This window comes from Pseudomonas sp. GL-B-19 (assembly GCF_019956415.1).
Lineage (GTDB): Bacteria > Pseudomonadota > Gammaproteobacteria > Pseudomonadales > Pseudomonadaceae > Aquipseudomonas.
This window is the reverse complement of record NZ_JAHBDK010000071.1, coordinates 1-21,181: the sequence shown is the minus strand read 5'-3', so window position 1 is coordinate 21,181 and position 21,181 is coordinate 1. Positions and strand designations below refer to the sequence as shown.

The window sequence follows — 21,181 nt, the reverse complement described above, 5'->3', positions numbered from 1 at the left end:
TTCTTGACGACCATAGAGCATTGGAACCACCTGATCCCATCCCGAACTCAGCAGTGAAACGATGCATCGCCGATGGTAGTGTGGGGTTTCCCCATGTGAGAGTAGGTCATCGTCAAGATTAAATTCCGAAACCCCTGTCTGCTAACGCAGACAGGGGTTTTGTTTTGTCCGCAGGAAAGTGCTGTGCGTCCCGTATTCACACGCTCATCAGCAAGAAAAACCTATGAATGGGAACACAGAGCAGGTGACTGTCGTTTTGATCGTTAAGGACAACCGTTAGAGGAAATCGAACTAAAGTGACCGGGCGGTTTTTGGTATGGTGCAGCTCGTTTTTAAACGGACTGATTTCAAGCCTACGGATCGGCATCCTTATTTAGTTAAAGAGCTGCTGCGGAAATGCCCGAACCGATACCGATCAAGGACCACGAAAAAGAGACGCGCCTGGTCAACAAAAGACTGATGGCTTGCGGCTTGTTCGTCGTGGCTATTTCCTGCGCGCTGATGGTGCGCATGTATGTCCTGCAGGTGGTCGAATTCGACTATCACTCGACCATCTCCGAAAACAACCGTGTCCACGTCCTGCCGATCACGCCCACTCGAGGGTTGATCTACGACCGCAATGGCGTGGTTCTGGCGGACAACCGGCCGAGCTTCAATCTGACGATCACCCGCGAACGCGCCTCCGATGTCAAAGAGGAGCTGGATGAGGTGGTCAACCTCCTGCACCTGTCGACAGAAGATCGAACGTTGTTCGACAAGGCAATGAAGCAGGCCCGTCATCCGTTCGTGCCGGTCACCCTGTTCTATGAACTGAGCGAAGAGCAGATCGCGGTACTGGCGGTCAACGAGTTCCGGTTGCCGGGGATCGATGTCGAGCCTCAGTTCGTGCGCCACTACCCGATGGGCGCGCACTTCGCGCATTCGATTGGCTACGTCGGTCGCATCAACGAGAAAGAATCCAAAGCCCTGGACACGGTGGAATACCGTGGCACCCAATCCATCGGCAAAACCGGTATTGAAAAATTCTACGAGTCCGAGCTGCATGGCCAGGTCGGCTATGAAGAAGTCGAAACCAACGCCCAGGGCCGTGTGTTGCGTGTGCTCAAGCACACTGATCCGGTCCCCGGCAAAAACATCGTTCTGAGCCTGGACGTCAAACTTCAGGAAGCCGCCGAAGCAGCCTTGGGTGATCGTCGAGGTTCAGTTGTCGCGCTCGACCCGTCGACCGGTGAAGTGCTGGCAATGGTCAGCAAGCCAAGCTTCGACCCGAACCTGTTCGTCACCGGGATCAGCTTCAAGGAATACGCGGCGCTGCACGATTCCATCGACCGCCCGCTGTTCAACCGCGTGCTGCGAGGCCTCTACGCGCCGGGTTCGACCATCAAGCCGGAGGTGGCCATTGCCGGTCTCGATACGGGTGTCGTCACCCCGCAGACCCGTGTCTTCGATCCGGGTTACTACCAGCTCCCGGACTACGATCACAAATACCGCAACTGGAACCACAGCGGCGACGGTTGGGTGGACATGGACGCGGCGATCATGCGCTCCAACGATACCTACTTCTACGACCTGGCCCACAAGCTGGGCATCGATCGCCTGCACGACTACATGGCGATGTTCGGCCTCGGCGAGAAGGTCTCGCTGGACATGTTCGAAGAGTCTGCCGGTCTGATGCCATCCCAGGCCTGGAAGCGCGCCACGCGCCGTCAGGCCTGGTTTCCTGGCGAAACGGTGATCCTCGGCATCGGTCAGGGTTATATGCAGGTCACACCGCTGCAATTGGCCCAGGCCACAGCGCTAATTGCCAACAAAGGCGTGTGGAATCGACCGCATCTGGCCAAGACTGTGGACGGTGTTGCGCCGGTCGATGAGCATCCGATGCCCAACATCCTGCTCAAGGACCCGCGTGACTGGGAGCAGGTCAACCACGGCATGCAGATGGTGATGCACGACGCTCGCGGGATAGCCCGGGCGGCAGCGCTGGGTGCTCAATACCGCATTGCCGGCAAGAGTGGTACCGCGCAAGTTGTCGCAATCAAACAGGGCGAGCGCTACAACCGCGCGAAAACCCTGGAGCGTAACCGCGATAATGCCTTGTTCGTCGGCTTCGCTCCGGCCGAGCACCCGAAGATTGTCATCTCGGTGATGATCGAAAATGGCGAGGCTGGTGGTCGCGTTGCCGGTCCTGTGGTCCGACAGATTATGGACGCCTGGCTACTTGATCAGGACGGTCACCTGAAACCGCAATACGCCGCCCCGAGCAAAGCCCCGGGCGACCCTCACGTCTAAGAGGGCAAGGCTTCACAGCACAGGCTCACGAATGCTGAGCATGTGCTGGAAGCTTTCGAGGAACACGGTTTCGGCCTGACTCATCTTCTGCTCGCGATTCCACAACAGTTGGATATCGAAATCCACCACGCCATCTTCCGGCGGCAAACGCCAGAGCAACCCTTGCTCGACATCCCTTCGTACCAGATGCGTCGGCAGGCAGCCAATGCCGAACCCTGAGCAGATCAAGCGATAAATTTCTTCGAAACTCGTCGATGAAGCGACGATCTTGCCGGTAAAGCCTTGCTGGTCGCGGAACAATGTCAGGGGCGAAAGATTGCCCCCGAGTTGGTCACTGGTGAAGCTGACAAAGTTCTCCGCCGCGAGCTGTTCCAGGGTTAGATTCTCTTGCCCAAACAACCGATGACGCTGCCCACAAAAGTACGCATAAGTCTCACGAAACAGCACCCGTTGCTCCAATCGCGGCTGCGGTAAACGACACAGGCCGACGCCAATGGTCGCTGTCTTTTGCAGCAGTGAACTGATGATGTTCGAGCTACCCATCACTTCGACTTCAAACTCGATTTTCGGATGGGTTTCGTGGAAATCGGCGAGGAACTCGTCGTAATGTCGTGCTTGCACGCCGCTGACGGTAAGGATGCGAATCTTACCGACCACGTCGTCGTTACGACTCTCCACTACCGTGCCCAGTCGTGAAATATCTCCGTAAATGTCCGCCGCAATGCGCAGGACTTCCTCCCCGGTTTCCGTCAGATCAAACCGCCGCCCGCTGCGGGCAATCAACACACATTCCAATTGTTCTTCCAGTCGTTTCAGCGCCTGACTGACGGCTGACTGCGTGATGTGCAATCGCGCGGCGGCCCGGCTCATGCTGCCTTCCTGGCCGATCACCAAATAGGTGCGTAACAGGTTCCAGTCGAGGCGGTCATTGAGAAAGCGGCGACCGACCCATGGGTTGGAAGTGGAGGGCATAAATAGTCCAGGTAGTAGCAGAGCTAATAGTAAAGATAAGAATATGAAAATTGACTAATCCTGCCACGGAAGCGATAAAGCCCACAAGCGCCACAGAGTGCAACCGTATACAGCCTTCAGTACCTGCCCAAAACTATAAATACACAGGGTCCTTGCATGCACACTACCCCTCAACCGCGACGAGCCGCGGCGGCAGCCTTCATTGGCACGACCATCGAGTTCTACGACTTCTACATCTACGCCACGGCGGCGGCGCTGGTGCTTGGGCAAGTGTTCTTTCCCAGCAGCGATCCGGTGATGAGCACCCTGGCAGCCTTCGGCAGTTTCGCCGTCGGCTTCATCGCTCGCCCAATGGCCGGCATGGTTTTCGGTCATCTGGGTGATCGCCTCGGTCGCAAGAAAATGTTGCTGGTGACCATGGCCCTGATGGGTTTGGCGACCGCCGGCATCGGTCTGTTGCCCAGCTACGCCAGCGTCGGCATCTGGGCGCCGGTCGGTCTGATTGTGCTTCGTTTGATCCAGGGCATTTCAGTTGGTGGCGAGTGGGGCGGGGCGGTGTTGATGGCCAGCGAGCACGCACCGGCCAAGCGCAAGACTTTCTATGCATCGTTCGCTCAACTCGGCAGCCCAGCCGGTTTACTGCTGGCGTTGATTGCCTTTCGTCTGGTGACTTCCCTTGAGCCAGAGGACTTCCTCGCCTGGGGCTGGCGTCTGCCGTTTCTCGCCAGCGGTGTGCTGATGATGGTCGGCCTGATGATCCGTTCCGGTGTCCACGAGTCGCCGGAGTTCGCCAAGGCGCGTGACAACAACGAGACTTCCAAGTATCCGGTGAAGGATGTCATCCGCACCTGCTGGCGGCAGATCCTGTTCGCCGCCGCCGCGGTGACCATCGGCTCGGCCGGGTTCTTTTTCACCAACACCTTCATGATCACCTACGTCACCCAGTATCAGGGCATCGCACGTTCGACGATTCTCGATTGCCTGTTCCTGGTGACCGTTATTCAACTGCTCTCGCAACCGCTCTCTGCGTTGCTGGCCGAGCGCATCGGCGAAGGCCGCTTCCTCAAACTCGTCGCGCTGATGTGCATGGTCACGCCATATCCGATGTTCATGCTGGTGGGCACACAGAACATTGTGCTGATGACCGTCGGCATTGCTCTGGCGGTGGTGATTCTCTCTGCGCTGTACGCGGTGATCGCCGGCTACATGACTCAGGCGTTCCCGGTGCACCTGCGCTACTCGGGCATTTCTATCGCCTACCAACTCAGCTGTGCGCTGGCCGGCGGTACTACGCCGCTGATCGGCACGCTGCTGGCGAGCAAGTTTTCCGGACAATGGTTGCCGTTGGCGGTGTTCTTCACCTTGCTTTCGGCCCTGTCTTTGATCGGTGTTTGCGGCCTGGCCCGCCTGCGCGCCAACCCGGTCGTCACCCACGCTGCTAAAGAGGTGTATTCGTGAGTAAACCTGAACACATCGGCCCGGTTGAATGGCAAGCCCGTTGCGAGCTGGCTGCGCTGTATCGCCTGGTCGCGCACTTTCGCATGACCGACTTGATTGACACTCACATCACCCTGCGGATTCCGGGGCCTGAGCATCACTTTCTGATCAATCGCTACGGGGTGATTTTCGACCGCATGCGCGCCTCGGACCTGGTGCGGATCGATCAGGACGGGCGAGTGGTCGATCCGGAGTATGAAGGTCATCGGGTCAACGCCGCCGGCTTCGTCATTCACTCGGCGATCCACATGGCCCGCCCCGATTTGAATTGCGTGATTCACACCCATACCGCCGCTGGCATGGCGGTCGCCGCACAGAAGCAAGGCTTGCTGCCGATCACTCAGCACGCGCTCAAGTTCTACGGCAAGCTGGCTTATCACACCTACGAGGGTATCGCGCTGTCGCTGGATGAACGCGAGCGCTTGATCGCCGACCTCGGGCCTCACCGGGCGATGATCCTGCGCAATCACGGATTGTTAGTCGGCGGCTCCGGCGTGGCGCAGGCGTTCCAGGAAATTCACTTTCTGGAGCGTGCCTGTCAGGCGCAAGTTGCGGCGTTATCCGGTGGTTCGGCGTTGCATTACCCGTCCCCGGAAGTCTGTGCGCATACCGCTGAACAGTTTGACCGCGATGAACAGGACAACATCATCGACCTGGCCTGGGAGGCCGCTTTGACCCTGATCGAATCCCAGCGCGAGTCCTACTTATCGTGAAAACCGTCACCAACACCGTGGTTTTACTGTCCCGCGACAACCTGTTACTCAAGCAATTGCAGGCAGCCTTTGCCCGCAGTGCGCCGCAGCTCACAACCGTGCTGGCGGATGATCCGCTGGCCAGGAATGCGCAGATTGCCGCGTGCTGGTTTCCCTTGCCAGGCAGCCTCGCCGCGTTGCCAAACCTACAAGTCATCCACTCGGTGGCCGCCGGCATCGATCACCTCGATCACGACCCGTCGTGCCCGGATCTGCCGATCTGCCGAGTGGTCGATCCCGGCCACCGCCAAGGCATGACTGAATACGTGCGCTGGGCGGCGATTCACTATCACCGCGGCTTCGATCAGGTGCTGTTGCAGCAACAGGACCAGCGCTGGGAGCGGCCGCTGCAACGGGCGGCGGGGCAGTTCAAGGTCGGAGTGATGGGGCTTGGGTCGTTGGGCAGCGCCATTGGCCAGGACTTGGCCGCCGCCGGTTACGACGTTCGTGGTTGGGCGCGCCGCAGCAAGGACTTGCCGGGCGTACAGACGTTCGCCGGTGCGGAAAAGCTGAACCCGTTTCTCGATGGATTGGAGTTGCTGATCAACCTGTTGCCGCTGACCAGCGAAACCCGCGGCATCCTTGGCAGTGCAACGTTCGAGCGGCTCGCCAATGGCGCCGCGCTGGTCAATTGTGGTCGGGGTGGTCATCTGAATATCGACGACCTCGAACAGGCCCTGGTCCGAGGAAAACTGCGCGGTGCGTTGCTGGATGTTTTCGAACAAGAACCGCTGCCGGTCGATCACCGCCTCTGGACAATGCCCGGCGCCACCATCACCCCGCACATGGCATCGGCGGCCTCTCACGACTGTATCGCCGAACAAGTAGCAGAGAACTTTCGCCGTTTAAATGCCGGTGAACCGTTATTGAATTGTGCGGACCGAACACTCGGTTATTAATAAGAAAGCGCCTTGCGAACTCGCCCATTGAGTTGGGCGATCTATAACAACACTCCCTCACCTCGAAAGTTTTACTGCCAGTTAAAACAATTAAATACGAGTTCTTGATGAACTCCTGGAGACAGTAATGAGCGATCTATCGCCTGTAGAAAAGTCCGGCGCACCTCCGGAAGTTGCAATCAGCATGAAGAAAGTAGCGGTGGCCAGTGTGATTGGCACCACGGTGGAATGGTACGACCTGTTTGTGTTCGCCACGGCTTCGGCGCTGGTGTTCAACAAAGTGTTCTTTCCGGATTTCGATCCGTTGATCGGGACATTACTGGCTTTCGGGACGTTTGCTTCGGCCTACCTGGCCCGGATTGTCGGCGCGGCACTGTTCGGTCATTTCGGTGACCGCTTGGGACGCAAGTCGATGTTGTTGGTTTCACTGTTGACCATGGGGGCCGCTACTTTCGCCATCGGGTTATTACCTAACTACGCGGCCATTGGTATCTGGGCGCCGATTCTGTTGTTGCTGCTGAGGGTCATTCAAGGCCTGGCGTTAGGTGGCGAGTGGGGCGGTGCGGTGCTGATGGCGGTGGAACATGCGCCGGCCAACAAACGCGGTTTATACGGTTCCTGGGTTCAGATCGGCGTCCCGGCCGGGACCATGATTGCCAACCTGGCCTTCCTGCTCATTGCCGCGTGGCTGTCCCCGGAAGACCTGTTGGCCTGGGGCTGGCGTATTCCGTTCCTGGCCAGCGTGCTGCTGATCGCCGTGGGCTTGTACATCCGCTTGAACATCGCTGAAACCCCGGCTTTCAACAAGGTCAAGGAAGCCGAGGTACAGGTGAAAATGCCGCTGGCGGAAGTGTTTCGCAAGTACTGGAAACAAGTCGTGCTGGGTGGGATCGCCACCATGTCAACCGGGGCGTCGTTCAACATCATCGTTGCGTTCGGCCTGACTTACGGCACGCAGAATCTCGGTTTCAGCCGCAGCGTGATGCTCGGTGTGGTGTTGCTGTCCTGCGCCTGGTGCATCGTCATGTTGCCGGTGTTCGGCGCGCTGTCGGACCGCTACGGACGCAAGCCGATCATCGTCGCTGGCATCGTGGCCGAAGCGTTGGTCGCGTTCCCGATGTTCTGGTTGATGGACACCAAAGAGTTGCCCTGTGTGATCTTCGGCTACCTGCTGTTGATGACTGCCTTTGCGGCCAATTACGGGCCGATCGCGACGTTCCTCGCTGAACTGTTCGGCACACGTGTGCGTTATTCGGGACTGTCCATCAGCTACATGTTGTCCGGCCTGCTCGGCAGTGCGGCGACGCCCATTGTCACCACCGCATTGTTGGCAGCGACCGGCAAAGGCTCTTCGGTGGCCTGGTACATGATCGGCGCGGCATTGATTTCGTTGGTGGCGCTGTTGCTACTGACCGAGACCTTCAAGCGAGACATCAGCGACGTACCGACGGCAGTGCCGGGCGACGATCAACCTGCTCGCAAACCTTTCAAATCGGCTGCGGCCTGATCCATGGAGTTCAACAACATGCGCAGAATTCAATCGGCGCCGGGCTTTATCGGCCCAGTCGGCCCGTACTCGCAAGCGGTGGTCAGCGGCCATCTGGTGTTTACCGCCGGGCAGATTCCGGCCCAGAGCGGGCTCGATGACCAACCGGCCCATTTCACCGAACAAGTGCGACAAACCTTGCGCAACCTGGAGGCGATCCTGATTGAAGCCGGGTCGGACTTCAGCCACGTGATCAAGGTCAACGCGTACCTCACTGATCCCGCACAACTGGAGCCGTTCAACGCGGTGTATCGCGAGTTCCTCGGCCACGCGCCGCCGGCACGCACCACGGTGTGTGTGGCGTTGTGGGGCGTGTCGCTGGAAATCGACTGTGTCGCCGAGTTGATTGCCAAGGAGGCGCAACATGGATGAATCGCAGCTGATCGAGCAGCTCAACGCGGTGAGCTTTCCGACCCTCGGGCATTTTCTCGAGGAGGGCTTTGCCGACTCGCAACTGCGGGCCATGGTGCCCAATGTGAAACTGGTCGGCCGCGCGCTGACCCTGAAACTGGTGGGCGCCGATGCCATCGCGGTCAACCAGGCCCTGGCGCTTATCCAGCCCGGCGATGTGCTGGTGATCGACACCGACGGTGACTGGCAACACGCCCCGGTGGGCGCCGTCACCAGTTGCGCGGCGCGTTGCGCTGGTGCGGTGGGCATTGTGGTGGACGGCGCGGTGACCGACTTGCTCGAACTGCGCGAGGCCGGGTTGCCGGTCTTCGCTCGCGGTACCAGCCTGCTGACCACCAAGTTGCATGGCCGTGGCGACAGTCAGATCAATCAGCCGATCCACTGTGCCGGCGTCACGGTGCATCCCGGGGATTTCGTGCTGGCGGACGACAACGGCGTGCTGTTTCTCGATCCGGTCACCGCGCAAAAGGTCATCGAGCGCGCGCTGGCATCGGACCGGGCAGAACCGCAACTGCTGACCCGGTTAATGGCGGGCGAGCCGGTGTCCAGTGTCTTGAGTATCAAACTCTCTTAATGACCGGCAGCCAGCCCAAAAGCTGGCTGCTCAGGAACTTCAAAATCAATGAACAAACAACCGTTGGCACTGATTGCGATCGGCAGTGCTTTATTCAGTCCGTTAAGCATGGCGGACTTTATTAAAGACAGTAAAGCGACCCTCGGGATGCGTAACTATTACTTCAATAACGATAATCGCGATGGCGCCGCGAACCCTTCCAGAACCGAAGAGTGGGCGCAGGGTTTCATGCTCAACTATCAGTCCGGATTCACCGAAGGCACCGTCGGCTTTGGTGTCGATGCGTTAGGCCTGCAGGGTATTCGCCTGGACAGCGGTGACGGTCGCCATGTTGGCAGTTCGATGATCCCCAACGATGGCAACGGTGCAGCCGAGCAATGGTCGCGTTTCGGTGCGACGGCGAAGATGCGCTTTGCGCAGACTGAAATGCGTTACGGCACCCTGATGCCGAAGTTGCCGATTCTGCAGGCCAACGACGGCCGGCTGCTGCCGCAGACATTCGAGGGTGGGCAGATCGTCTCCAATGACTTTGAGCACCTGACCCTGACCGGTGGTCATCTCGAACAGGCCACGGGCCGCGGTTCCAGCGACCGCACCGGTCTGGCCGTGGCCGGCGGCACCCGGCAAAGTAACGTGTTCAATTTTGCCGGTGCCGATTACAAGGTCACCGATGCGCTTCTGGCGCAGTACTACTACGCCAATCTCGAAAACTATTACCAACAGCATTTCGCCGGTCTGGTTCACAACCTGAAACTGGGGGATTTCGGCGCGCTGAAAACCGATTTGCGCTACTTCAAAACCTCCGCCGACGGTGCCAATGACTCAGTCACCGGGAGGGCCAGCGGCTACCGCACCAGTGGCTTTACGGAGAACGGCGACGGCAAGATCGACAACAACACCTGGAGCCTGGCGTTCACTTGGAGCATCGGCGCTCACGCGCTGATGGCCGGTTATCAGCAGGTGTCCAGTGACAGCGGATTTGTGCAGCTCAACCAAGGTAGTTTGCCGGACAAAGGCGCTGGAGGCGCAAGCGTCTACCTGCTGACCGACCGTTACATCCAGAACTTCACCCGCGCCGGTGAACGTACCGGTTTCGCCCAGTACAGTTACGATTTCGCCGCCCTTGGCGTGCCGGGGCTCAAGGCTTCGGCGATGTACCTCTCAGGCAGCGGAATTAAAACGGTGGCCGGACCTGAGCAAGAGGAATGGGAGCGGGACCTGAGCCTCGACTACGTGATCCAGAGCGGGCCGTTGAAAAACGTCGCACTGGGTTGGCGCAACGGCATGTCGCGCAGCGAAGCATCGCGCGATGCGGACCAGAACCGTCTGGTGGTCAGCTACAGTCTGCCGTTGTTCTGATCGGGCCACTCAGTCCAGCAAGCACTGTTGCAGGCTCTCGAGAAAGATCGTCTCGGCCCGACTCATGCGCTGCTCGCGGTTCCACAGCAAATGAATGTCCACATCGGCAATCCCTTCGTGGGGCGGCAGGCGCCAGAGCAATCCGGCTTCGACGTCCGCCGCCACCACGTGCTCGGGCAAACAACCGATTCCGAACCCGGCGATCACCAGTCGCCGGACTTCCTCCAGACTCGGTGACGAGGCGACGATCCGCCCGCTGAAGCCTTGTTGGTCACGAAAAATCGTCAGCGGCGAGAGCATCCCGCCAATCTGGTCGCTGGTGAAACTGACGAAATTCTCCCGCTGCAAATCCCCCTCGGCGACGTTCTGTTGACCGAACATTGCATGATGCTTGCCGCAGAAAAACGCATAACGCTGACGCAGGAACAGCCGCTGTTCCAGGCGTGGTTGCGGGCGGCGATTGAGGCTCAAGCCGAGGGTGGCGGTTTTTTCCTGAAGGGCGCTGACGATGTCGGAACTGCGCATCACGTCGACTTCCAGATCCACGCGTGGATGCTGGCGGTGGAAGTCTGCGAGGAAGTTATCGAAGCGCTCCGAAAAGATCCGGCTGATGATCAACAGCCGAACCTTACCGATCACTTCGTCGGCGGGTTGTTCCAGCACGCTGCTGACCTGGGACATCTGCCCGTAGATTTCCCCGGCCAGTGCGAAAATCTGTTCACCGACTTCGGTCAGGGCAAACCGTGGCCCGCGACGGGCGATCAGTTGTCGGCCCAGTTGCTCCTCCAGACGCTTCAGCGCCTGGCTCACCGCCGGTTGCGTCAGGTGCAGGCGAGCGGCGGCTCGGCTGATGCTCAGCTCCTGGCCGATCACCCGAAAGGTACGCAGCAGGTTCCAGTCCAGGCGGTCATTGAGCAAGCGTTGCAGATCGCGTTCGGCCATGGCGGCTCTCGATTATAAGCTGATGTAATAGTCCGCATAATAAATAGAAAATTGACTAATCATAGCCCCGGGACGATAAATCATCTCCAGACAGGCGCCGTCAGAGCGCCTTGATTTTGCTGTTTCACTCCTGCCAAAAAAATAACCAAAGGAGACCGACCCATGAAGCCCCAAGCTTCTCCTCAGCCGCGCCGTGCGGCAGCCGCAGCCTTCATCGGCACCATGATCGAGTGGTACGACTTTTACATTTACGCGACCGCTGCCGCGTTGGTATTCGGCGCGCTGTTTTTCCCCTCCGACGACAAACTGTTCAGCACCATGGCTGCGTTCGGCACTTTCGCTGTGGGCTTTTTTGCGCGGCCGTTGGGCGGGATTATTTTCGGCCACATCGGCGATCGCATTGGCCGCAAAAAGTCGCTGATCATCACGTTGCTGATGATGGGCGTGGTCACGATTTGCATCGGCTTGCTGCCGACCTACGCACAAATCGGTGCAACGGCGCCGGTGCTGCTGATTTTGCTGCGCATCGTCCAGGGCATCGCCGTCGGTGGCGAGTGGGGCGGTGCCGTGTTGATGGCCGGCGAGCATGCGCCGAAAGGTCGACGCAATTTCTTCGCATCCTTTGCGCAACTCGGCAGCCCGGCCGGTTTGATTCTGTCTCTGCTGGCGTTCAGCGCAGTCACCCGTTTGCCGGAAGAAGACCTGATGAGCTGGGGCTGGCGTCTGCCGTTCCTCGCCAGTTCGTTGCTGCTGCTGGTGGGCCTGGCGATTCGCCTGGGCGTGAATGAGTCGCCGGAGTTCCTCGCCAGCCGCGAACTGGCCCGCAAAAGCACACGTAAAGAGCAGGCTCCGGTCATGGAAGTCTTGCGCACCGCGTGGCGTCCGCTGCTGTTGTGCATCGGCGCCAACACCCTCGGGATCGCCGGGGTGTATTTCACCAATACCTTCATGATCGCCTACACCACCCAGCAACTTGAACTGCCGCGCTCGCTGATTCTTGAGTGCCTGTTCGTGGTGGCGATCATTCAGTTCTGCATCCAACCCTTGGCAGCGTGGGTGGCCGAGAAAATGGGCGCAACGCGATTCCTGTGCCTGGTGTCGTTGTTGGCCATGGCGTCTCCGTACCCGATGTTCGTACTGGTCAGCTCGGCCCAGGCGCCGTTGATCATCCTCGGCATCGCCCTGGCGGTGGTGTGCATGGCGTCGTTCTACGCGGTGATCGCCGGTTACGTCAGCGGCATGTTCGAGACCCGCGTGCGCTACACCGCGATTTCGCTGGCATATCAGATTTGCGGTGCGCTGGCCGGTGGCCTGACGCCATTGATCGGCACGTTGCTGGCGCACAAGTTCGCCGGCCAATGGTGGCCGATGGCGGTGTTCTACAGCCTGATTGCCGCGACTTCGTTGATCTGTGTCCTGTCCCTTGCCCGTCGTCATGCCAGCGCTGAACGCGTCGAAATGGCCAACGCTTAATCGAAGTTTCCAGGAGTGATTTTATGTTGAAGATTAATGGTGAACGCCTCTGGGCGAGTCTGATGGCCATGGCCGAAATCGGCGCCACCGCCCGTGGCGGCAGTTGCCGCCTGGCCCTGAGCGAGGAAGACAAGGCCGGTCGCGAACTGTTTTCCCACTGGTGCCGCGAAGCCGGCATGACCCTGAGCGTGGACGCCATCGGCAACCTGTTCGCCCGCCGCGCCGGCACCGACCCCGATGCCGCGCCAGTGATGATGGGCAGCCACCTCGACACTCAGCCTGAAGGCGGGCGTTTCGACGGTGTTTACGGCGTACTTGCCGGTCTGGAAGTGGTGCGCTGCCTGAATGACCTCGGCATCCAGACCCGCAAGCCGCTGGAAGTGGCGGTGTGGACCAACGAAGAGGGCGCCCGCTTCACTCCGGCGATGTTCGGCTCGGCGGTGTTCACCGGGATTATGGAATTGGACGCCGCGCTGGCCGTGCGTGACATTGACGGCATCAGCGTTGCCGAGGCGCTGCAGCGCTCCGGTTACGCCGGCGAGCGTCCGTTGGGCGGTGCGGTGGATGCTTACTTTGAAGCGCACATCGAACAAGGTCCGATCCTCGAGGACAACGCCAAAAGCATCGGCGTGGTCAGCGGTGGCCAGGCGATTCGCTGGCTCGACGTGCGAGTCGAAGGCATGGCGGCCCACGCCGGCACCACGCCGATGCCGCTGCGCAAGGACGCCCTGTACGGTGTGGCGCGAATGATTCAGGCGATCGAAGGCCTGGCCGGCGATTTCGCCCCCGAAGGTCTGACCACCGTCGGCGAGTTGAGCATCAATAAATCCTCGCGCAACACGATTCCAGGGCTGGTGAATTTCACCGTCGACCTGCGTCATCACCGCGACGAAGCCATCGACGCGATGGAGCAGCAGGTGCGTGCGCGACTTCAGGCCATTGCCGATGATCGCGGTTTGAATCTGACGATCACCCCGCACTGGATCAGTCCGGCGACGCCGTTCGACGCCGACTGCGTGGCGGCGGTGCAGCAGGCGGTGGACGCACTCGGCTACGCTCAGCAATCGATTGTCAGCGGTGCCGGCCACGACGCCATTCACCTGGCGCGGTTCTGTCCGACGGCGATGGTGTTTATCCCGTGCGTCGGCGGCTTGAGCCATAACGAAGCGGAAGATGTGCTGCCCGAAGACGTGCGTCAGGGCACCGATGTGCTGCTCAACGCCGTGCTGTCCCGCGCAGGCAAAGCCGAATAAACGCAATCCGTGTAGGAGGGCGTACCCGGTTTCGAGATCTACGTTAACTGACAGGTATCAACCCCATGCGCAGTTTTTTCCACCCCGAACAATTGCTTCACCATCCACGCAGCTACTATTCCCGTGGGCAAATGCGTACGCCGCAGGAAGTGCCGGAGCGGGCTCAGCGACTGGTGCAGGCATCTTACTCGCTGGGTTTTACGGTTGAGCAACCCGCCGATGCCGGGCTCGATCCGCTGCTGGCTGTCCACGGTGCGCCGTACCTGGCGTTCTTGCAGGAAGCCCATCAGCAATGGAAGGAAATCCCCGAGGATTGGGGCGATGAGGTGATGTCGAACATCTTCGTGCGCGAGCCCAATGCGTTGCGCGGGGTTCTCGCCCAGGCCGCCCGCTATCTGGCCGATGGCAGCTGTCCGGTGGGGGAACAGACTTGGCGCTCGGCTTATTGGTCGGCGCAAAGCGCGATCGCGGGGGCTCGGGCGTTGCTCGATGGCGAGCCAGCCGCTTACGCCGTGTGTCGTCCACCGGGTCACCACGCCCGGGCCGAAGCGGCGGGAGGTTTCTGTTATGTGAACAATGCGGCGGTTGCGGCGCAGGTGTTACGCGGCGGGTTTGAGCGAGTCGCGGTGCTCGATACTGACATGCACCATGGGCAGGGGATTCAGGAGATTTTTTACGACCGTGACGACGTGCTCTACGTCTCGGTGCATGGCGACCCGACCAATTTCTATCCGGGGGTTGCAGGCTTTGGTGATGAGCGAGGTGTCGGGGCAGGAGAAGGTTTTAACCTGAACTTGCCGATGGCCCATGGTGCGAGCGAGGCAGACTTCCTCGATCAACTGGATATCGCGTTGACGGCGGTGAAGGATTTCGGAGCCCAAGTGCTGGTGCTGTCCCTCGGGTTCGATATTTTCGAACTGGACCCGCAGAGCAAAGTGGCGGTCACGCGAGAAGGGTTTGCGGTGCTTGGAGAGCGGATTCGCAGCCTTGGGCTGCCATGTCTGATTGTGCAGGAGGGTGGGTATCACCTGGAGAGTCTGGAGGATAATGCGCGGGCGTTTTTTGTGAGCCCCGAGGTGTGGCAACTCTGAGGTCTCTGGTGTCTGGTCGATCGCTATCGCGGGCAAGCCATGCTCCTACAAGGGCCGAGGCTGAATGCGAATCCAGGCTCGGCTCGATCCCTGTAGGAGCAAGGCTTGCCCGCGAAGAACGATGACGCGGTCCTTCAGATGAAACACAAGCGCCGTAAGGCACTTGCCATCCCCCTGACGTTAACGTAAACATTGCGGCAGGGCGCTGAACTAAAAAAAGCGCAGGGCGGACCGATTCGGAGCGCTTGATGACGCCAATAAAAACAACACCACCGAAACGTCACCACGAAGCCCGGCTGGCCCGGGAAAAACTCCATCTGGAGGGCGAAGTTCCCGATGGCGTATTGCGCGCGGAAATCGATGCGTCGTGGCGGCGCAGCCTCAGTCATGGCGTGCATTTCAATGGAAAGCACGAGCTGGCGCTGGAATCGAGCGCCAGCCTCGACGTGCTGCTGGCCAGCAACCGACTGCTGATCGACGCGGCATTGCCGGCGATTGATTACCTGGCCGAACGTCAGGGCAAGGAAGGGCTGATCATCCTCGCCAACTCCGACGCCACCATTCTCGCCGTCGAAGGACGCGCCGATCGCCTCAAAGGCAGCGGCCTGCAAGACATCACCTTGGGCGCCTGCTGGAGCGAAGCCGCTCGCGGCACCAACGCGCTGGGCACCGCACTGGTTGAAGCCCGACCTACGATGATCGATTGCGGCGAGCATTACCTCGATCGCCTGACCGATTTCTCCTGCACCTCGGTACCGATCCATTGTCCGCAGGGCGGCATGCTCGGCGTGCTCGACCTGACCCGCGAAGGCCCGCTCGGTCGCGCTCACGACAGCACCGCGTTGCTGGCCATGGCCGTCAGCCAGATTGAAAGCCGCGTCTTCAACGCCAGTTATCCCGACGAAATCGTGCTGGCCTTCCACAGCCGTCGCCAATACCTCGAATCCCCGTGGCAAGGCCTGCTGGCGGTGAGCCTTGGCGGTCAGATCCTCGCGGTCAGTGCCCAGGCCTGTCAGTTGCTCAACGCCGAACGCTCGGCGCTGGTCGGTCGGCGGTGCGAAGAATTTCTCGGGGTCGACGGGCTCCAGCTTTTGTCGCGGTTGCATCAGGGCGGCGTCGGCAGCCTGCAAACCGCCAAAGGCGAATTCTTCTACAAAACCTTGCGCGCGCCGCAACGCTCGATCGGCATCAGCAGCCCACCGCGCAGCACCGCCAAAACCGTCAAGCCCCAGCCGGACCTTGAGTCCCTGGCCGGGAGTAACGTGCGTTATGCCCGAGCCTTGCGCATGGCCCGGCAAGGCCTGGCCAATGAATTACCGGTGTTGCTGCTCGGTGAAACCGGCACCGGTAAAGAGGTCATCGCCCGCGCTCTGCACATGGCTGGAACCCGTTGCGACAAACCCTTCATCGCGGTGAACTGCGCGGCGATTCCCGAAGGCCTGATCGAGTCGGAACTGTTCGGCTACCGAGAAGGTGCCTTCACCGGCTCCCGCCGTGGCGGCATGATCGGTCGCCTGCAACAGGCCCACGGTGGCACCTTGTTTCTCGATGAAATCGGCGACATGCCGCTGGCCCTGCAAGCGCGTTTACTGCGGGTACTGCAAGACCGCAAAGTCGCACCATTGGGGGCAGGCGAAGAGCAGGACATCGACGTCGCGTTGATCTGCGCCACACACCGCGACCTCAAGCGCCTGGTGGAAGAAAAACACTTCCGCGAAGACTTGTTCTACCGGGTCAACGGCATCAGCGTGATGCTCCCGGCCCTGCGCGAGCGCGAAGATTTCAGTGCCCTGGTCGGGCGATTGCTGGCCAGGCTTGATGCCCCGACCGTTGTCCTGCATGACGATTTGAGCCGCTTGCTCGGCGGTTATCACTGGCCCGGCAACATCCGCCAACTGGAAATGGTGTTGCGCACCGCATTGGCCATGCGCGAACCGGGGGAGACCGTCCTCACCCTCGACCACTTGCCCGACAGCATGCTCGACGACTTGACCGCGACCGAACGGCCCCAGGCCGGCAGCATCCGTGAAAATGAATTGGAGCTGATTCGCCAGTCCCTGGACACCCACCAGGGCAACGTCTCGGCCGCCGCCGACGCGTTGGGCATCAGTCGCGCGACTCTGTATCGCAAGCTCAAACAGTTGCGCTCGTGATGCAGCGCCTGATCGTTCGGCTGATCGACAGCCAGAATCCAGAGGCCTTGCAAGCGGCATTACGCTGGCTCTACAGCTTCGTGCGGCCACATCGTTTGGCCATCGCCGGGCTGCTCGGTTTATCGGTGTGCGCCTCGTTGCTGGTGCTGGTGCAACCGTGGCTAACCAAGCTCCTGATCGACGATGGTCTGCTGGCGCGCAATTTTTCGATGCTGGTGTTGATTGCCGGGCTGATGATCATTGCCGGACTGCTCGGCACGGCGCTGTCGGGCATCAATCGCTACCTGCACACGCGATTGTCCGGGCGGATTCTGTTTGCCCTGCGCGATGATCTCTATCGGCATTTGCAGACGCTCTCGCCGAGCTTTTACGGGCAGCGGCGTATCGGTGACCTGATGTCGCGTCTGGATGGCGACGTCGCCGAGATCCAGCGTTTCGCCGTGGACTCGCTGTTCTCGGCGGTGTCGAGCGTGATCGGCCTGGTCTGCGCGGTGGCGATGTTGCTGACCCTGTCGTGGAAACTCTCGTTGCTCGCGCTGGTGCTGATCCCCCTCGACGTGCTCTGGCTGCGCTGGATGCGACGTAAGGTCGAGCGCGATGTGCGGCAATTGCGCGAGCGCTCGGCGGATATGTCCTCGTTCATGGTCGAGACGCTGCCGGTGATGAAGTTCATCCAGTCCGCCGGTCAGCAACAGCGGGAAGCGCGACGGCTGGAGACGCTGGGCCACGGCTACATGAGCCAATTGCTGCGTCTGCAAGTCACCGAGTTTTTTACCCAGGCCGTACCGGGCACACTGACGTCGTTGTCCCGGGCCTGTGCGTTTTTAATTGGCGGTTACTGGGTGGTGCAGGGGACTTGGCAACTCGGCGCTCTGATCGCGTTCTCCACGTATTTGGGCATGGCCGTCGGACCGGTTCAGAGCTTGCTCGGCCTCTACGTCGCCGTTCAACGGATGACCGTCAGCCTCGGACGCGTGATGGAATTGCGCGGTGAAGAGCCTACCGTTCTGACGCCGGTCCAACCGCAACCGATGCCTGCCTGCGGTGACCTGCGATTCGACGATGTGCACTTCAGCCATCCCGGCCGCCCGAGCACCTTGCGCGGTATCGAAGCGAGCATTCCCTACGGTTTGAAAGTCGCCCTCAGCGGCGGCTCCGGGGTCGGTAAATCGACCCTCATCGATTTGCTGCAACGCCACCATGATCCACAGTCGGGCCGAGTGTTGCTGGGGGAGGTTGACCTTCGGGAGCTGGACCTGTTCCAGCTGCGTCGGCGGATTGCTGTGGTCAGTCAGGACATCGTTTTGTTTCGCGGCAGCCTCGCCGACAACCTGGCCTATGCCGTGCCGGACGCCAGCCGCGAATCGATAGCCGAAGTCGCGCGGCTGGCGCAACTCGACAGCCTGATCGAGTCATTGCCCGAAGGTCTGGACAGTCCGTTGGGCGAGCGTGGTCAGCAGTTGTCCGGTGGTCAGAAACAGCGCATCGCCATTGCCCGGGCGCTGTTGCAGGACCCGCTGATTCTGGTACTCGACGAAGCCACGTCGGCGGTGGATGAAGCCACCGAACGCGATGTGATCGAAGCCATCGACCGATTGTTTGCCGGGCGTACACGAATCTTGATCAGCCACCGCCCCTCAACCCTGGCCGATGCCGATCTGCGTTTTGAATTACTCGACGGCGTGCTCACCTCAAAAACGGTACTGCATGAAGCCTGAACTGCGAATCGGCGTCGTCGACAGCGGCCATTCGGCGGCGCAACGGGTACAGGTCGTCGCCGGCCGGCGCTTCTCGTTGCTGGAGGATGGGTTGGTCGAAAGCGACTTGCGCGATGATCCCTTGGGCCACGGCAGCGCGGTGATCGAAGCCATCGGACGGCGGGCACCTTCAGCGGTGTTTTGCGTGGGCCAGGTGTTTGACCAGCGCGGCGTCACCAGCGCCTTGCAGATCGCCAGCGCCATCGACTGGCTGGTGGCACAGGACGTCCGATTGATCAATTTGAGCCTCGGTTTGCGTCAGGATCGCAGCCTGTTGCGCGAAGCCTGTGCAGCGGCAGTAGCGCGAGGGGTTCTACTCTGCGCATCGAGCCCGGCGCAGGGGGAAGGCGTGTTTCCGGCGAATTATCCGCAGGTGCTGCGCGTCACCGGCGATGCGCGCTGTGCCGAGCAGGAATGGTCGTGGCTCAACAGTGCTCAAGCGGATTTCGCTGCGTGTGTGCATGGGACTTATCCGGGGCAGTCCGGCGCCAGCCTGGGGTGTGCGGCGTTGAGCGGGCACATCGCCGCTTTTCTGGTCGCACACCCTGAGGCGAGTAACGAACAGGTGGTCGAGTGGCTGCGCGAGCACGCGCGTTATCGCGGCCCTGAACGGCGCATCGGGCCATGATTGTGATTCTCGGCGCCGGGCCAGCGGGGGCTGCGGTGGCCCTGGGTTTGCGGCGGCTTGGTTATCCCGTGACGCTGGTCAGCGAGTGGCGCCGGTTTGCGGCGTTGGAAGGTGTTTCGGTGCGTGTGCTGGAGGCCTTGCGCGGCGCGGGTCTGCATCAGGCGCTGGCGGAGGCGGCGTTGCCTTCGCAGCGGCAGGTGTCGTGGAATGGTCAGCAGCATGCGCAGAACATTGAGTTTTTGTTGGACCGTCCAGGCTTCGACCGAGGCCTGCGCGAAGATTTGCGCCTGGCGGGCGTTGAGGTGTTCGAAGGTCGGGTGCTGACGGTTCAGACTGACGCGACGGGGCATCGAATCGAGATCGAAGGGCGCGAAACGCTGGTCGCGGACTTTCTGGTGGAGGCCCGAGGGCGTCAGGCGCCGGCGCTCGGCAAAGGCCTGAGAGGGCCGGAGACGGTCAGCCTGCTCAATCGCTGGCAGGCCATGCCGGGCAGCACCGCCAGCGCGGTTGAAAGCCTTGAGGATGGCTGGGCGTGGATGGCGCGACGGGCTGACGGCCAGTGTTATTGGCAGTGGACGGTGGACGTGGCCAGCGCCGGGCTGCCCGGTAAGGCGCAATTGCTCGACTATTGTCGTCAACGGCGCCAGGGCTCGGCGATGGCTCAGGCGTTTTTCGGGGCTACGCCTGAAATCGACGTGCAACTGCATGCCCGCAGCAGCACCGCAATCCTGTGTCCGCAGGTGTGCGGCCAACACTGGATTCGGGTCGGGGATGCGGCGATGGCGGTGGATCCGCTGTCGGGCAACGGGATTTTTCAGTCACTGTCTTCGGCGCTACAGGCGCCTGCAGTGATCAACACGCTGTTGCGAAAACCCGAGCGAACGGCCCTGGCACAGCGCTTTCATCAGCAGCGAGTGGAGCAGCTGTTTTTGCGCTTTGCGCGGATCGGTCGCGATTTTTACGCCGATGAACAGCGTTGGCTGGATCAGCCCTTCTGGCAGGCGCGGCGGTGCTGGCCGGATGCTGAGGTTGCCCATGCCGAGGCGGATTTTGCGGCGCTGAAGATTGAGCGAGCGCCGGTGCTGCGGGATGGTTTTGTGGATGAGGCCGAAGTGGTGATCACGGCGGATCAGCCATTGGGGATCTGGCATGTGCAAGGGGTCGAGGTGGCGCCGTTGGTGCGGCGGTTGCGCACTGAACCGGCGGAACGGGTATTGGCGGGGTTGACGGTGGAGCAGGGGCGGATGGTTCGCAGCTGGTTGCTGGGTCAGGGTTTCAAACCCTGAGTGAAGAACCTCCGGAGCCGGCGAAAAGCCTGTTCTCCCAGCGCAAAGCATCGTAATTTACGCGCCATAACGACAAGGAATTTTGGGGTGTAAGTGGGAGTCTATCGTCTGCTATTGGCCGTTCTGGTGGCCGTTTCTCATATGGGCAAGACGTTCATGGGGCTAAACCCCGGCGTGATTGCCGTGATGTCCTTCCTGATCATCAGCGGTTTCGTGATGACCTCGCTGATCGAGCGCAACTACAAGGCGCCGGAGAAAGTCGGCCTGTTCTACCTGGACCGCGCCCTGCGGCTCTACCC

Annotated in this window: 17 protein-coding genes, 1 rRNA gene and 1 pseudogene; 17 read left to right on the top strand and 2 right to left on the bottom strand. The window is 60.6% G+C overall.

What is annotated here, in order from left to right:
- Positions 1-2 precede the first annotated feature (2 nt).
- Positions 3-118 (top strand): 5S ribosomal RNA (rrf, locus tag KGB06_RS24840).
- A gap of 278 nt (positions 119-396) precedes the next feature.
- A complete protein-coding gene (gene mrdA, locus KGB06_RS24835) occupies positions 397-2,289 on the top strand; it encodes a penicillin-binding protein 2 (protein WP_223520461.1) in 1,893 nt (630 codons plus the stop codon).
- 12 nt (positions 2,290-2,301) lie between these two features.
- On the opposite strand, the gene KGB06_RS24830 is transcribed toward mrdA, so the two are convergent.
- Positions 2,302-3,261 (bottom strand): LysR family transcriptional regulator, encoded by a 960-nt coding sequence (locus KGB06_RS24830; protein ID WP_095131011.1) that lies wholly within the window; start codon positions 3,259-3,261, stop codon positions 2,302-2,304.
- Between the two features lie 156 nt (positions 3,262-3,417).
- Between KGB06_RS24830 and KGB06_RS24825 the strand changes: the two genes are divergently transcribed.
- From KGB06_RS24825 to KGB06_RS24795, 7 genes are all read left to right on the top strand, one after another.
- Positions 3,418-4,719: an MFS transporter gene (locus tag KGB06_RS24825; RefSeq protein ID WP_223520459.1), complete on the top strand. Its 1,302-nt coding sequence runs from the start codon at positions 3,418-3,420 to the stop codon at positions 4,717-4,719.
- Positions 4,716-5,471, top strand: a complete 756-nt coding sequence (locus KGB06_RS24820; RefSeq protein ID WP_223520457.1) for a class II aldolase/adducin family protein — start codon at positions 4,716-4,718, stop codon at positions 5,469-5,471. Before KGB06_RS24825 ends, KGB06_RS24820 begins: the two co-directional genes overlap by 4 nt.
- Complete coding sequence (locus KGB06_RS24815) at positions 5,468-6,409, top strand: 2-hydroxyacid dehydrogenase (RefSeq protein ID WP_223520455.1); 942 nt, start codon at positions 5,468-5,470, stop codon at positions 6,407-6,409. The genes KGB06_RS24820 and KGB06_RS24815 overlap by 4 nt, the downstream gene beginning before the upstream one ends.
- A 127-nt stretch (positions 6,410-6,536) precedes the next feature.
- Positions 6,537-7,916, top strand: a complete 1,380-nt coding sequence (locus KGB06_RS24810; RefSeq protein WP_223520453.1) for an MFS transporter — start codon at positions 6,537-6,539, stop codon at positions 7,914-7,916.
- 18 nt (positions 7,917-7,934) lie between these two features.
- Positions 7,935-8,327, top strand: coding sequence for a RidA family protein (locus KGB06_RS24805; RefSeq protein WP_033061193.1), 393 nt, complete (start codon positions 7,935-7,937; stop codon positions 8,325-8,327).
- Complete coding sequence (locus tag KGB06_RS24800) at positions 8,320-8,940, top strand: RraA family protein (RefSeq protein ID WP_223520451.1); 621 nt, start codon at positions 8,320-8,322, stop codon at positions 8,938-8,940. Before KGB06_RS24805 ends, KGB06_RS24800 begins: the two co-directional genes overlap by 8 nt.
- A 48-nt stretch (positions 8,941-8,988) precedes the next feature.
- Positions 8,989-10,299, top strand: coding sequence for an OprD family porin (locus KGB06_RS24795; RefSeq protein ID WP_223520449.1), 1,311 nt, complete (start codon positions 8,989-8,991; stop codon positions 10,297-10,299).
- A 9-nt stretch (positions 10,300-10,308) separates the two neighbouring features.
- Here the strand turns inward: KGB06_RS24795 and KGB06_RS24790 are convergent, their stop codons facing one another.
- Positions 10,309-11,241 carry a LysR family transcriptional regulator gene (locus KGB06_RS24790; protein ID WP_223520447.1) on the bottom strand — a complete coding sequence of 311 codons (933 nt, stop codon included), beginning with the start codon at positions 11,239-11,241 and terminating at the stop codon, positions 10,309-10,311.
- 162 nt (positions 11,242-11,403) lie between these two features.
- On the opposite strand from KGB06_RS24790, the gene KGB06_RS24785 reads away from it, so the two are divergent.
- The 8 genes and pseudogenes from KGB06_RS24785 to KGB06_RS24750 all read left to right on the top strand — a co-directional run.
- Positions 11,404-12,714, top strand: coding sequence for an MFS transporter (locus KGB06_RS24785; protein ID WP_223520445.1), 1,311 nt, complete (start codon positions 11,404-11,406; stop codon positions 12,712-12,714).
- A 23-nt stretch (positions 12,715-12,737) separates the two neighbouring features.
- Positions 12,738-13,967 (top strand): Zn-dependent hydrolase, encoded by a 1,230-nt coding sequence (locus KGB06_RS24780; RefSeq protein ID WP_223520443.1) that lies wholly within the window; start codon positions 12,738-12,740, stop codon positions 13,965-13,967.
- A gap of 65 nt (positions 13,968-14,032) precedes the next feature.
- A complete protein-coding gene (locus KGB06_RS24775) occupies positions 14,033-15,058 on the top strand; it encodes a histone deacetylase family protein (protein WP_223520441.1) in 1,026 nt (341 codons plus the stop codon).
- A gap of 248 nt (positions 15,059-15,306) precedes the next feature.
- A complete protein-coding gene (locus KGB06_RS24770) occupies positions 15,307-17,211 on the top strand; it encodes a sigma-54-dependent Fis family transcriptional regulator (protein ID WP_223520439.1) in 1,905 nt (634 codons plus the stop codon).
- Positions 17,211-18,929 carry an ABC transporter ATP-binding protein gene (locus KGB06_RS24765; protein ID WP_223520437.1) on the top strand — a complete coding sequence of 573 codons (1,719 nt, stop codon included), beginning with the start codon at positions 17,211-17,213 and terminating at the stop codon, positions 18,927-18,929. Before KGB06_RS24770 ends, KGB06_RS24765 begins: the two co-directional genes overlap by 1 nt.
- Positions 18,919-19,596 carry a S8 family serine peptidase gene (locus tag KGB06_RS24760; RefSeq protein ID WP_223520435.1) on the top strand — a complete coding sequence of 226 codons (678 nt, stop codon included), beginning with the start codon at positions 18,919-18,921 and terminating at the stop codon, positions 19,594-19,596. Before KGB06_RS24765 ends, KGB06_RS24760 begins: the two co-directional genes overlap by 11 nt.
- A complete protein-coding gene (locus KGB06_RS24755) occupies positions 19,593-20,882 on the top strand; it encodes an FAD-dependent monooxygenase (protein WP_223520433.1) in 1,290 nt (429 codons plus the stop codon). Before KGB06_RS24760 ends, KGB06_RS24755 begins: the two co-directional genes overlap by 4 nt.
- A gap of 93 nt (positions 20,883-20,975) precedes the next feature.
- Positions 20,976-21,181 (top strand): annotated as a pseudogene (locus KGB06_RS24750) (acyltransferase); the annotation flags it as partial.